The organism is Granulicella sp. S190 (assembly GCF_009766095.1).
Classification (GTDB): Bacteria; Acidobacteriota; Terriglobia; order Terriglobales; family Acidobacteriaceae; genus Edaphobacter.
Map to the genome: position 1 here is coordinate 198838 of NZ_LMUD01000007.1, position 13409 is coordinate 212246.

General features: G+C 60.1%; 12 protein-coding genes. 3 read left to right on the plus strand and 9 right to left on the minus strand.

Annotation, left to right across the window (positions count from 1 at the left end; translation table 11 throughout):
* Positions 1 to 29: 29 nt before the first annotated feature.
* Both GSQ94_RS02850 and GSQ94_RS02855 read right to left on the minus strand, forming a co-directional pair.
* A complete protein-coding gene (locus tag GSQ94_RS02850; protein WP_158941791.1) occupies positions 30 to 848 on the minus strand; it encodes an RNA polymerase sigma factor in 819 nt (272 codons plus the stop codon).
* 134 nt (positions 849 to 982) lie between these two features.
* Positions 983 to 1510 (minus strand): superoxide dismutase family protein, encoded by a 528-nt coding sequence (locus GSQ94_RS02855; protein WP_158941792.1) that lies wholly within the window; start codon positions 1508 to 1510, stop codon positions 983 to 985.
* A 188-nt stretch (positions 1511 to 1698) separates the two neighbouring features.
* Here GSQ94_RS02855 and GSQ94_RS02860 point away from each other — a divergent pair, with 188 nt between their 5' ends.
* The 3 genes from GSQ94_RS02860 (at position 1699) to GSQ94_RS02870 (ending at position 7103) form a co-directional block, all read left to right on the plus strand.
* Positions 1699 to 3195, plus strand: a complete 1497-nt coding sequence (locus GSQ94_RS02860; RefSeq protein WP_158941850.1) for a S10 family peptidase — start codon at positions 1699 to 1701, stop codon at positions 3193 to 3195.
* 395 nt (positions 3196 to 3590) lie between these two features.
* Positions 3591 to 5828, plus strand: coding sequence for a protease pro-enzyme activation domain-containing protein (locus GSQ94_RS02865; protein WP_158941793.1), 2238 nt, complete (start codon positions 3591 to 3593; stop codon positions 5826 to 5828).
* Positions 5829 to 6041: 213 nt separating this feature from the next.
* Positions 6042 to 7103, plus strand: coding sequence for a hypothetical protein (locus GSQ94_RS02870; RefSeq protein ID WP_158941794.1), 1062 nt, complete (start codon positions 6042 to 6044; stop codon positions 7101 to 7103).
* A gap of 74 nt (positions 7104 to 7177) precedes the next feature.
* Here GSQ94_RS02870 and GSQ94_RS02875 read toward each other — a convergent pair whose 3' ends face one another.
* From GSQ94_RS02875 to GSQ94_RS02905, 7 genes are all read right to left on the minus strand, one after another.
* Positions 7178 to 7618, minus strand: a complete 441-nt coding sequence (locus GSQ94_RS02875) for a glyoxalase/bleomycin resistance/extradiol dioxygenase family protein (RefSeq protein WP_158941795.1) — start codon at positions 7616 to 7618, stop codon at positions 7178 to 7180.
* A 24-nt stretch (positions 7619 to 7642) separates the two neighbouring features.
* Complete coding sequence (locus GSQ94_RS02880; RefSeq protein ID WP_158941796.1) at positions 7643 to 8035, minus strand: VOC family protein; 393 nt, start codon at positions 8033 to 8035, stop codon at positions 7643 to 7645.
* Positions 8036 to 8186: 151 nt separating this feature from the next.
* Positions 8187 to 8546 carry a YbjQ family protein gene (locus GSQ94_RS02885; protein WP_158941797.1) on the minus strand — a complete coding sequence of 120 codons (360 nt, stop codon included), beginning with the start codon at positions 8544 to 8546 and terminating at the stop codon, positions 8187 to 8189.
* A 77-nt stretch (positions 8547 to 8623) separates the two neighbouring features.
* Positions 8624 to 8953 (minus strand): L-rhamnose mutarotase, encoded by a 330-nt coding sequence (locus tag GSQ94_RS02890; protein ID WP_158941798.1) that lies wholly within the window; start codon positions 8951 to 8953, stop codon positions 8624 to 8626.
* Positions 8954 to 8967: 14 nt separating this feature from the next.
* Positions 8968 to 10017: an anthranilate phosphoribosyltransferase gene (gene trpD / locus GSQ94_RS02895; RefSeq protein WP_158941799.1), complete on the minus strand. Its 1050-nt coding sequence runs from the start codon at positions 10015 to 10017 to the stop codon at positions 8968 to 8970.
* A 72-nt stretch (positions 10018 to 10089) separates the two neighbouring features.
* Positions 10090 to 11679, minus strand: coding sequence for an ATP-binding protein (locus GSQ94_RS02900; RefSeq protein ID WP_254063578.1), 1590 nt, complete (start codon positions 11677 to 11679; stop codon positions 10090 to 10092).
* 99 nt (positions 11680 to 11778) lie between these two features.
* Positions 11779 to 13392, minus strand: coding sequence for a radical SAM protein (locus tag GSQ94_RS02905; protein WP_158941800.1), 1614 nt, complete (start codon positions 13390 to 13392; stop codon positions 11779 to 11781).
* Positions 13393 to 13409: the final 17 nt, after the last annotated feature.

Consider the following 13409-nt stretch of genomic DNA (forward strand, 5'->3'; position numbering starts at 1 on the left):
AACCACCTCTCTCTCTAGCACTATGTCCACTAACTTTCTATACGTTGCAATAGCCTTGCAAGTTCCCCGCGACCGCGACTGATGCGGCTTTTTACGGTGCCTTCCGGGATGCGGAGAACCTGTGATATCTCTTTGTAATCCATATCCTCGAGATCGCGCAGGATAACGGCTTCGCGCAGCTCAGGAGAGAGCTGTTTGAGGGCGTTCTGGACGCGGGCTTTCAGCTCGAGGCCGGCGACATGATGCTCCTGCGAAGGCCGGGTATCGGCGAGACGGTCGCCCATGGTGGGGCCGTCTTCTTCGCCGTCAAAGGTGGCGTCGAGGGACTCGGAGGCGCGTTCCAGGCGGGTTCGGCGGAAGTGGTCTACCAGCAGGTTGCGGGCGAGCGTGGTGATCCAGGTCTGGAAGCTGCCCTTCTGGGTGTCGAAGCTGGCGAGATTCTTGTAGAGCTTGAGGAAGACCTCCTGGGTGAGATCTTCGGCGTCGGAGCCTGAGCCGGTGAAGCGGTAGCAGATGGCGTAGATGCGGCGATGCTGGGAGGCGACCAGCTGCTGCCAGGCCTGCGAGTCGCCTGCCATGCACTGGCGCACCAGCTTGGCAAGGGCCTCCTGCGCTGCTTCCTGTTCGGGGTTTCGCTCCAACTTCGCCTCAAGTGATTTTGTCGGTGGGAGAAGTGTACCCCGAGGAGCCGGCGTCGGATTGATTTGTTGGAGGAGAAGCGAGCTGGGAAAGGTTCGCGCGGGGGACTGGACGACGTGCGGCGCGGCCACCCTGGGCAGACGCCGCGCCGGAGGGTTATGGCCGGTGATCCGGCTCGTCGTTGGAATCGCCATGTGTAAAACGCCCATGCGTTGCTATACGCATGGGCGTTCCGGTTGGTTCAATGACGGTTCACGTGTCCTGCCGGACCGGCCGCCTGCGCGTCGGGCAGTCACTTCGTGACTTTTGTTCCCCTTCGGTGCGCGCTACCGTTGATTGCGGCTTAGGGCGTTGGGGCCGAGATGACGCCGCAGGCGATGCGGTTGCCAGAGTTGCCCGAAGGGTCGGTCTTCATGTCATCGGCCTTCTCGTGGAGGACGATGGAGGTCCCGCCGTTGGCGAGGATGCTGTTGGGGGCGGAGGGATCGAGCGAGAGGTAGTCGACCTTGAAGGTGGCCTGGCCGAGGTGGCCTTCGCCGATCACAACGTTGTTCGGCAGGTCACCCGCGTGATGGCCCATGGGGTTCTGGAAGCCATGTTGCTTGTTTTCGGGGTTGAAGTGGCCACCGGCGGTTTTGAAGTCGGGAGCGTCGCAGAGTGCTTTGGCATGGATGTGGACGCCATGCTCGCCTACGGGAAGGTTCTTGAGGTCGAGCTTGATGCGGACGCCCTTCTTTGCGCTGCTGAAGGTAGCGGTGCCGGCATCTTCGCCGGTGCTGGTCTTGATAGGAACGACGATCGCGTCTTTCGGTTTGGCGAATGCTGGAACGACGAGAAGGCTGAGAGTCATGGCGGCGAGGATGTTACGCATAAGCTGTTCTCCAAATCGAATCGTGTTACTTCCTTGAGAGTACCTAAGTATTTGTCCGGGTTGCGTTGAGTTCGCGGGTTGTATGTAAAATTTGGGTCATGATCTCAACGCAATCCCTTTCTCTCTCGAAGCTTGTGGCTTTGTTGTGTGTTCTGGCGGTGTCTTCTACGGCGATTTCTGGTTATGCGATGGCTCAGCCGCGAAAGAATTCCGATGCGCCGGAGGCACAAGCGGCGGCCCCGGATACCAAGGCAGCAGCGGATGCGAAGCCAGCAGCTACGCCGGGTCTTGCGGTGGCGCTGCCTCCTCTCCCGGCAGATGCCCATGTGGAGCAGAGCATCCAGCTTGAGGGCAAGACGCTGCACTATACCGTCACGGTGGGAACGCTGCCGGTGCGCGATAGCAAGGGCGCGTTGAGCGGCGAGGTGGTTTATACCGCCTATGTTGTGGAAGGAAAGGATCGGCCGGTAACGTTTGCGTTCAACGGCGGCCCGGGTGCGGCTTCGGTGTATCTGAACCTTGGGGCGATCGGGCCGAAGCGGGTGGCTTTTGGCGCGGAGGGGCAGAGCCCATCGGATCCGGCGACGCTGACTGATAATCCGGGAACGTGGCTGGACTTCACCGATCTTGTGTTTATCGATCCGATCGGGACGGGGTTTTCGCGGTCGCTGGTTCCGCTGGAGGAGGCGAAGAAGCAGTTCTATGGGCCTGACCAGGACATCGAGTATCTTTCGCGAAACGTCTACGACTGGCTGGTGAAGAATGGGCGGCTGCAGTCTCACAAGTACATTGTGGGCGAGAGCTATGGCGGCTACCGGGGGCCGAGGTTGACGGCTTTTCTTCAGTCGAAGATCGGGGTTGCGATGAATGGGCTGGTGCTGGTGTCGCCTGCGCTGGCTCCGGATACAGGCTCGCAGGATCTCTCTCCAATACCGTGGATGCTGACGCTGCCTTCGATCGTCGCGGCAAACTACGAGCGGCAGGGCAAGCTGACGAACGAGAACATGGCGGCGGTGATCGACTATACGCGCGGCGAGTATGCGGTGGATCTGATGAAGGGGAACAGCGATCCGGAGGCGACTCCGCGGCTGGTGAAGAAGGTGACGGAGTTGACGGGGCTTGATCCGACGTTTGTGAAGCAGTCGGGCGGGCGGCTGGAGACGCAGGCGTTTTTGCGGGAGGAGTTTCGCGAGACGGGCAAGCTGGGCAGCCGGTATGACCCGAATGTGACGGCCTACGATCCGTTTCCATATAACCCGACGCAGCAGACGAATGACCCGATTCTATTGAGCATTATTGCTCCGACGACTTCGGCGATGGTGGACTTTGTGACCCGCACTGTGGGCTGGAAGACGGACGCACGCTATAACGCCCTGTCGTTCGAGGTGAACAGCGCATGGGACCAGAGTGGGCAGAATGGCCCGTTTGCGGGATCGGCTTCGGCGACCGATCTGCGGATCGCGGTGGCTACGGATCCCAAGCTGCGCGTGGTGATTGCGCATGGATGGGCGGATCTCTCATGCCCGTTCATGGGATCGGTGCTGACGGTGAGCCAGATTCCGACAATGGGCGATCCAACGCGGGTGCAGGTGCATGAGTATCCCGGCGGCCACATGTACTACGCGCGCACGGCCAGCTCGCTGGCGCTGCGGAAGGATGTGATGGAGATGGTTTCGAAGCACTGATGCTGTCCTGCCGGACGGGCCTCCTGCGCGCCGGGCGGCCAGTTCGTGGCGGGTATGTCTTATCTCGGGTTGGGGCGAGGCAATGGGTCTCGCGTTGCTCGGGGAGGGCAGAAGGTAACGTTTGGGTGTGGTTTTTCGGTGGTGAGACCGTGGCGGACGTGGGGATAGGGCAGCGTATTTTTCTGCTTCGAAAGAGGGGGCAGATTTTGCAAAGTTTTTTTGTCCGACGCAAAAATGGTTTTGACTCTTGACCTGAGGGTTGGGACGACCGTACCATCCATCCACCGTCGAGCTTCCAGTAAAGATGAAATCTCGCAATACCACGTTTGTTGTAGCCCTACCTTCTCCCGCAACAGATTTCAGACAGGCAAACCAAATTTAACGAGGCTACTTTTATGAAGCTACGTACTCTTTGCGCCCGCACGGCGCAGTCTTTCTGTCTTACGGCAATAGGAATCTCCCTGTTGTCGACGGCTCAAGCACAGTCTGTTTCGGCCCGGTCGACGGTGACCACGCCGGTCGTCGAGAGCAAGATGATCACTCTGGTGGGCAATGTACGCCACGAGGCAAACGCGTTGAACGATCGCGGAGCCGTAAGCAGTGAACTGAAGCTGGACCACATGCTGATGCTGCTGAAGCGCCCTGCCGAGCGGGAGACGGCGCTGAACGCAAAGATCGAGTCGATGTACAAGCCAGGCAGCCCGGACTTTCATCAGTGGCTGACGGCAGAGAAGCTTGGCGAGGACTATGGGCCGAGCGCAAAGGATGTCGCAGCCGTTGAGGAGTGGCTCACGGGGCACGGGTTTCAGGTGAACGAAACCTCGAAGAGCGGCATGATGATCGATTTTTCGGGAACGGCGGCCCAGGTAAAGAGTGCGTTCCGAACCGAGATTCACACTCTGAACGTGCGTGGTGAATCTCACATTGCCAATATGCAGAATCCTCAGATTCCTGCTGCGTTGGGAGATGTGGTTGTGGGTGTCTCTTCGTTGACTGACTTCCGTCCGAAGCCGGCGAACAAGGGGATCAGCGGGGCGCGGATCGACGGGACCTCAAAGAGCGTTGTGGCGAGAGCCGCGAAGGCAGCTGGTGCGAGCCCCGACTTCACGGTGAACGCCGATACCCAACTGGTCGTGCCGGACGATCTGCACACGATCTATAACTTCAACCCGATCTACCAGAAAAACGTTACCGGTAGGGGCGAGACGATTGTGGTGATTGAAGATACCAACGTCTACTCGACCGCGGACTGGAACGTCTTCCGTAAGACATTTCTACTGACGGCGTACACGGAGGGCACGTTCACGCAGATTCATCCGGGCGACTGCAAGAATCCCGGCGATCTGGTTGGAAACGACGGCGAGGCGATTCTCGATGCTGAGTACGCGAGCGCCGCGGCTCCGAATGCAGCGATCGTTCTGGCTTCGTGTGCCGATACGGAGACGACGTTTGGCGGTCTGCTCGCGATCAATTCTCTGATCAATCAGACGCTGCCTCCGCCAGTGATCAGCATCAGCTATGGCGAGTGCGAGGCTGGGTTGGGAGCGGCCGGCAATGCGACGTACAACGCTGCTTATCAGCAGGCTGCTTCGGAGGGTGTTTCGGTGTTCGTGTCCTCGGGCGACGAAGGCGCGGCAAGCTGCGATGCGGACCAGCCAACGGCTCAGTTCGGCATTGCGGTAAGCGGATTTGCTTCGACGCCGTACAACGTTTCGGTAGGTGGAACGGACTTTGGAGACTCGTACGCGGGAACCAACTCGCAGTACTGGAAGCCGAGCAACTACAACACCGTGCGTTTTGGTTCGGCGAAGTCTTATATCCCAGAGATTCCGTGGAATGACTCCTGCGCGAGCACTCTGATTACGAACGTCGTTGGGTTCAACGTTCCGTATGGTGCGAATGGCTTCTGCAACTCGGCAGAGGGAGAACAGTTCTTCCTGACGACAGCGAGCGGCAGCGGCGGACCGAGCAACTGCGCCTACGGAAATACCTCTCCGCTGGACGGGACAGCGGCTAACAGCGGAACCTGCAAGGGCTACGCAAAACCGAACTATCAAAAGGGGTTGGTTGGAGTTCCAAGCGACGGCGTTCGGGATCTTCCGGATGTGTCGTTGTTCGCCGCCAACGGAGTATGGGGACACTACTATGTGTTCTGCTACAGCCAGCCGGCGAATCTTCCGGATGGGACACCGTCTGGCGGCGCGCCATGCATAGGCGATCCGGCAAACTGGTCGGGTGCAGGCGGCACTTCGTTCGCAGCGCCGATCGTGGCAGGTATCCAGGCGTTGGCAGATCAAGCGATTGGAGCGCCGCAGGGCAATCCTAACTACGTGTACTACGCACTGGCCAAGCAGGAGTATGGCGGGAAGGGAAATAACTCTTGCAACTCGACGCTGGGCAGCGCGGTCGATGGCTCTTGCACCTTCTACGACGTGACGCAGGGCGATATGGACGTCAACTGCCTGGGACCGTTCAATTGCTATACCCCTTCGGGAACGAACGGTGTTCTCTCCGTCTCAAGCAAAGCCTATGAGAAGGCTTATAACAGCAACACGGGATGGGATTTTGCTACAGGTATCGGAACCTTGAATGTAACCAATTTGATCACGAATTGGAACAAGGCCTTCCAGTAGACTCCATCCGTCTGATATAGCGAGGTGATAAAGGCCGGCACTCTGACGAGTGCCGGTCTTTGTTTTTTGTGTGAGGTAGGAACTGGTGAATTGGAAGTATCTGATAACCCGCTTTGCCGAAATTGGCTAGCCGTGACGGCGCTTGTAGGTAGTACCAATTAGCAAATCTCGGCAGCTTCGCCAGATTTCATGTGATTGTCTATCATTCCTCACATGAGCGCTTTCGATACTTCTCGCTGCTGGAGTCTGCTATTCGCTTTAGCGGCCTCATTCAGCTTCTTGCCCGGTGTACCAGCAAGATCGCAGACCGCAGGTGAAATACCAGCAATCGGGCAGATTAACTTCTTCGGCTATGGCGGCATCAATATCAAGCCAATCGAGGCGGCTTTACCGATTCAGATCGGTACGGTGCTTAGTGTCGAAACCTTGGAAAGTACCCAAGGTCTACTTGAGCAGCGGATTAGAACAGTGCTCGGTCACGAACCCACAAACATCGACTTCGTGTGTTGCGACGAGAACCATCACCTGCTTGTCTATATCGGGCTCGGTGGAACCACATCACAAAATCCGTCCTTCCACCCTATCCCAAAGGGGACCGATTCCTTACAACCAGCCGCGTTAAGGCTCTATAAGGACGAGATGGACGCACTCATGCTGGCGACGAAGCGAGGCTCATCCGCCGAGGATGACTCCAAAGGATATGCCCTCGCCACGGACCCTGCATTGCGTAAGATTCAGACTGCCATGAGAGCCTACGCCCGTGATAGAGCTCCAGAATTTGAACGCGTTCTTAAAAACGCAGCAGATTTCCAGCAGCGGCTGGTATCTGCCGCTTTGCTCGGTTACTCCCAACGCTCCTCCTCTCAAGTTCAGGGATTGACCGATGCTGTTCTCGATTCTGAACCCGAGGTTCGCAATAATGCCGTCCGGGCACTAATGGTTCTCGCTTCCGTCAAGCAGACTGACTTACACCAGCTGACTGTGGAGCCCGTAGAGGCACTTCTCCTCTCAGGTGTATGGTCTGATCGCAATAAGGCGAGTCTGCTGCTCAACCAGCTAACGGCGTCGCGCGATCCGGCTATGCTTCGGGAACTCCACACTACGGCACTCGATGCGATCATCGAAGGCGCTAGCTGGCACGGCGATCCAGGGCATGCAGGCGCTTTTGTCATCTTGCTCGGACGCATCGCCAAACTTCCAGAAGAACGCTTTTTCCCAACCCCGGATGCAGAGGCTATCGCAGACATAATCAAGCAGGCACGCGCTGCATATTGAGGTCTGATAACCGTCCTCGACTGTTTTCTAGAGTTTTAGAGGGCTCGCGAAACGATTGTCAGTGTGTTCTGAAGCTAGTCTGCGTCAGCGTAGAGGGATTCTTCCGGGGCAGTGGTGGGGCTTTCGAAGTCTAATTTGTAACCGTCGGGGTCCGTGAGGATGGTGACCCACATGGCGTTGCCGACGAAGGGGCGTTGGGGTTCAAGTCCACGCGAGAGGGCTGAGCGATAGATGGCAACGGCGTCGGCGCACTGGAAGCAGAGGGAGACGCCTTCGCCTAGTTTACCCGAGGGGTGCTGGCCGGGGCCGTACTCTTGGAGCATGAGGGCTGCGCCTTCGAGTTGGAGCCAGCACCAGCGAAGTTTGCCGCTGTCGATCCACTCCCTCGTCTTCTCGAAGCCGAGGCCTTCGAGGTAGAAGCGGAGGGAGGCTTCGAGGTTCGAGACCCAGAGGAAGGGGACTACCTGCTGAATGTTGGGCGCTAGTTTTTCTTCTTTGAGTTGAAGAGTCTGCATGCGATCTTCCTTTGCGGAGAGGAGCTAGTCGGCGAGTGGTTGCCAGAGTTCGACGCGGTTGCCTTCGGGGTCGGTGATCCAGGCGAAGTGGCCGAAGTCGGCGCTTTCGCGGTTGGGGTCGATGGGAACGTTGGCGGCAGCGAGCTGGGTGAGGAGCCCGTCGAGATCGTCGACGCGGTAGTTGACCATGGCCTGCTGCGGACCTTTTTCGTTGCCCTTGCCGAAGTGCTTGGTGTCCTCGGCGAAGAGAGACCAGGTGGTCATGCCGGTGGTGGCGGGGATCTCGTCGGACCAGAGGAAGGTGGCGCCGCCGTAGTCGGAGAGGGTGATGCCGAGGTGCTGGACGTACCAGGCGCTGAGGGCTTTGGGGTCGCGTGCGCGAAGGAAGATGCCGCCGATGCCGGTGACTCGGGCCATGTTTGCTCCTTGGTCATTCTTTTTGTTGATTAGACTTTATATCTGTTTTCGCGGTATCTCTTTGAAGATTATTGAAAGATTTTGTCTTGCCGGACGGACTCCCTGCGCGGGAGGCGGTCACTTCGTGACTTGTGTTTCCTTTCCGTCGACTTCAGGATTTTTCTACTACTACGGCGGTGCCGTAGGCGAGGACTTCGGTGACCCCCTTCATGAGCTCGTTGGCGTCGTAGCGGAAGGAGATGACGGCGTTGGCGCCGAGCTGGGCGGCGTGGAGGGTCATCATGGCGTAGGAGTCCTGGCGGGTCTTTTCGCAGAGCTCGGTGAAGATGGTGATGTCGCCGCCTACGATGGTTTGGAGGCCAGCGCCGATGGTGCCGAGGATGTTGCGCGAGCGAACGACGATGCCGCGGACGATGCCGACGTTCTGGACGATGCGGTAGCCGGGCAGCTCCAAGGCTGAGGTGACGAAGGCGGGATGGATGGAGTTCGCGGGGGGCGGGTAGGTCGACATGGCGGAGCAGGCTCCTGAGTTGCTGGAGAGGATACGGATCGAGCGGGGATTTGGTTCCGGCGAGTCGGGCTGGATCGTTAGTCGAGGTGGAAGACTTCGTCGATGGGGGACATGAGCTGGTCGGGATCTTTGCCGTTGGTTTCGACAAAGAAGTCCTTCATCTCGGCCTGCCAGAGGGCGTTGATAGGCTCGTCGCGCATCTTTCTTTGGGCGAGCTGGAAGTCTTCGGTTTCGAGGTAGCCGATGAGCTCGCCGCGCGGAGTGAGGAAGAGGGAGTAGTTGTGCCAACCGGTGCGTGCGAGGGCTGCGATCATGTCGGGCCAGACGGCGGCGTGGCGACGGCGGTACTCGTCGAGGCGGTCGGGCTTGACCTGGAGCATGAAACAGATGCGCTGTCTGCCGGGCATTGTGATCCTTGCGATTACGGTTTCAGGCCGAGGCTGGCGATGAGGGCGGTGACGGCTCCGGAGTCGATTGTTTTGGCGGCGAGTACGATGCCGGTAGGGAGGTCGAGGGCCAGGTCGGCGGCGACCAGGACGGCGGCGGCGTTGAGCAGGACGATCTCGCGGCGGGGGCCGGATTCGCCGGAGAAGATGGCGCTAAAGATGGCCGCGTTGGCCTGCGCGTTTCCGCCCTGAAGGGCTTCGATCGGGGAGCGCTGGAGGCCGAGGTCTTCGGGCGTAATGGTGGTGAGGGTGATGACGCCGTTGAGGACTTCGGCGAGCTGGCTGGGGCCGCTGATGGAGATCTCGTCAAGACCTTTTTCGCGGAAGGTGTTGCCGTGGACGACAAAGGCGTGGCGGGTGCCGAGGAGGCACATGGCTTCGGCGACGATGGGAACGAGGTGCGTGGCGTAGACGCCCATGACCTGCGCGGAGGCTCCGGCGGGGTTGGTGAGCGGGCCGAGGATGTTGAAGATGGTGCGGACTCCGAGGGCGCGGCGGACGGGCATGACGGCCTTCATCGCGGGATGGAGGCTGGGCGCGTGGAGGAAGGCGAAGCGGTGGGTGCGGAGTGCAGTCGCGGCCTGATCGGGAGTGAGGTCGACGGGGATGCCGAGGGCTTCGAGGACGTCGGCAGAGCCGGTCTGCGAGGTGACGGCGCGGTTGCCATGCTTGGCGACCATCAGGGGAGCGCCAGCGGTGGCCCCGGTGGCTGCGGCGACGAGGGCGGCTGCGGTGGAGATGTTGAAGGTGCCGCTGGCGTCTCCGCCGGTGCCGCAGGTGTCGACAAGGGCGGTGCGCTCGGCGTCGGTGAGTGGGATGGGGGTGACGGCGGAGCGCATGACATCGACGAAGCCGGCGATCTCTGAGGCGGTCTCGCCACGGGCGGCGAGGGCTCCGAGGAGGGCGGCGATCTCGAGGTCGGAGAGCTGGCCGGCGAGGATCTGCTGCATGAGGTCGCGGGCTTGCTCGCGGTTGAGGGGAGTGCGGGCTTCGAGGATCTGCTGGAGGTGGGGCTGGGGCGGCATCGATTTAAAGCGTAGCAGGTCAGCGAGTCAGCGATAGGTGCCTCGACCTGTCTGGTCAGGCTGGCCTCTCCGTTAGGACGACAAACCTTGATAGGGGAGGAAGAGTTGGAAGATGGTTCCGCTGCGGGGGGTCGATGGGTCGCTTGAAGTGCCACGTGGCGTGCTGCGCACCATGAGGCGTCCGCGGTGACGCTCGACGATCTCGCTGCTGATCCAGAGGCCGAGGCCGGTGCCGCCGATGCCCTTGGTGGTGTAGAAGGCCTTATAGATGCTCTTCATGGCTTCAGGGTTGATGCCGGTTCCGGTGTCGGCGATGGTGATGACGATGCCGGTGGCTCCGGTGTGCCAGTCGGTGGCCTCGCGGCTGCGCACCAGGAGGCGGCCTCCACTGCGCATGGAGTCGATTGCGTTACTGACGAGGTTGTTGAGGACCTGGCGAATCTCGCTCTCCATGCAGACGATGGATTGGGTGGAGCGTTCGCGCCGCTCGACGGTCACGTGGTGGTTGACGAGACGTGACTGATACAGGTCGATGACGGAGCCGATGACGTCTTGGCAGAGGATCGCCTGGGGCTTGGTGGACTGCTTGTAGAAGCGGAGCGACTGCGAGGTGATGAGTTTGACGCGCTGCAACTCCTGGTCGGCAGTGACGAGATACTCTTTGGTTTCGGCGAGATTCGACGAGTGCTGAGCGAGGTAGATGAGGTTCATCATCGACTCGAGCGGATTGTTGATCTCGTGAGCTATGGTGGAGGCGAGACGACCTACTGCCGCGAGCTTTTCGCTCTCGCGCAGAGCGGCTTCGAACTCCATGCGGGCGGTGACGTCCTGCTGGATCCCGACCATGTGGGTTACGTTGCCTTCGCGGTTACGAATGGGCGAGAGGTAGAGCTCGTTCCAGAAGGGAGTGCCGTCTTTGCGGAAGTTTTTGAGGACGGTTACGATCTCGCGGTGATCTTTGAGAGCTTCGCGTACCAGGGTGAGACCGGGCTGGTCGGTCTCTTTGCCTTGCAGAAAGCGGCAGTTCCTTCCGTGTACCTCTTCGAGACTGTAGCCCGTCATGACCTCGAAGGCGGGGTTGACATAGACGAGCGGCAGGTCGGGTTGCGTGGTGCTGGCGACGGAGATTCCGCTGGTGACGGAGCGGAAGATTCTGCGATTGAGTTGAAGCTCTTCGAGCGCGGAGTGAAAGCGGCGGGCGAAGGCGCGGTGGGCGTAGAGGGTGACGCTGAGCTGAGCCACTATCTGGGCAGGAGCCATGGGGAGATTGAGAAAGCCATCCACGGTGTGCTCGGGTTCGTCGAGGGAGAGCGGCGTATCCATCTCGCGTTGACGCACGGCGATGATGGCGGGGTTTACGCCTTCGCCCGTGGCTTCGCGTGCGGCCAGGATGGAACGAATACGCTGGGCGATGTCTTCTTCTGCGACGATCAGTTCGTAGGCGGCGAGCGGATAGGACTCAAGAGCGTTTTCGCTCAGCAGGATAGGAGAGAGTTCGAGTTGGACCGCAGCGGCCTCGATGAGACGTTGATGGACAGGATTGTGAACGAGGATCGCCACGCCAGGTCCATCGCCCAATCGCGTTGCCGCTTTAGCGTCAGCGGTCTTTAGACTGTCTTCGAGTTCCAATAAAGAATATGCCTGCATCGGCCCACGATACACCTTTCCTGAAAGTTGCCTCTTTCAAGTGAGATGCAGGGTTTTACAGGAGAATCACCCAGGTTTTCCGGAAAACCTGGGTTCGCAGCTTTCCTTCTAAAATCACGGCTCCGAGATGATGGGAAACGGAGAGGGTGATGGCTGCGGGCCGAGAAAGGCAGGGCGGCGCAGGTTGGGGGAGGCGAAGGCGAGATCCCAGGCGGGAGAGCGGAGTTCCGGCATGGGCTTTGCGGCGAAGAGCTTGCGGCACTGGCGGGCGGTCCAGCGAGCCCACGTTTTTGATTTCTTGCGGCGGGCCGAGTCGGTGGAGATGCCGGTGCCGGCGTACATCTGGCGGTAGAGCTTGGAGAGGAACATGAAGGCGACGCGGGCGCGGAGGGTTGGGGTGCAGGCCGAGCGCTGCCAGATGGAAGACCAGTCGTAGAAGCGGTCCCAGACCTTTTGCGTGCGCTGGCTGATCTCCACGGAGCTCATGGTTGGGTGCGGGGTGAACATCTTGGGACGGATGGCGGTGGGAATAAGCCAGTAGCGGGTGATGGGGATGTCGCCGGTTGGGGTCGCGACGACTTCGGGGGCCTTGGCTTGCTCCTTCTCCCAGCGGTTGAAGTCGACGGTGCCGGGAAAGGGCGTCATCATGACGAACTGGGCGAAGGTGACGCCAGCTTTGAGGGCCATCTCGACGGTGGCGTCGAAGGTGGCGGGCTTGTCGGTCGGCAGGCCGAAGATGAAGGAGCCGAGGACGTGGACGCCGTGCTTCTTGAACGTCTGAAGCTGGCGGGCGAGGGCTTCGCCGGAGTAGTTGAAGTCTTTGAAGACGGCCTTGAGGCCTTCGGGGGTGACGGCTTCGACGCCAACGAGTGCGCCCTTGATGTTGGCCTTGCGCATGGCGTCAAGGTACTCGCCGTCTTCGCCGGCTTCCATGGTGATCTGGGTGAAGAAGACCATGTCCTTGGGGAGCTTGGCGAGCTCGGCCATGAGGAGGAAGCGTTCGGCGCGAATGGCGGTCAGCTCTGCGAGTTTGGCTTCGTTGTTTTGCTCGCGTGCCAGACGGAGGTCGGTGAGGGTGACGGGGTAAAAATTGTCGTCGGCGAGGGCGATGAAGCGGAAGCCGATCTGGCGGAGGTTGACGATCTCGTCGATGACGGACTGATGGGCGCGCTGACGAGGCTGCTGGCCGTCGGTGCGCCAGACGCTGCAGAAGGAGCAATGCTTAGGGCAGCCGCGAATGGTCTGGACGGAGGCCCACATGTACTTGTCGCGGGGCATGAGGTCCCAGCGGGCTGCGAGGAACTCTGTGCCGCCGATGCGTCCGCCGTCGTAGATCTGCTGGGTGGGTGCGCCGGCGAAGATCTCGGTAACGACCTGGCCCCAGGCGATGTCTCCGTCACCTTTGACGACGGCGTGGGCGTGGCCGCGTTCGAAGGCTTCCTCGGGAAAGAGGGTAGCGTGGATGCCGCCATAGACGACCCAGGCACCGCGTTCGCGGGCGATGCGGCCGACTTCGTAGCCGCGGAGAGCATTGCCGGTGTGGACGCTGATACCGACGATGTCTCCTGGCTGGATGGATTCGGGGACGATTTGCTCGATGGATTCGTCGATGAGGAGTGGGTCGCCTGCGAGGGAAGGAGTAGCTGCGGCGAGAACGAAGAGCCAACGTGGGGTGATGACGGCGGTCCCAAAAGAGTTGTCGCTGGGATTTACGAGATGAACACTCAAGAATCCGACCTTTGCCT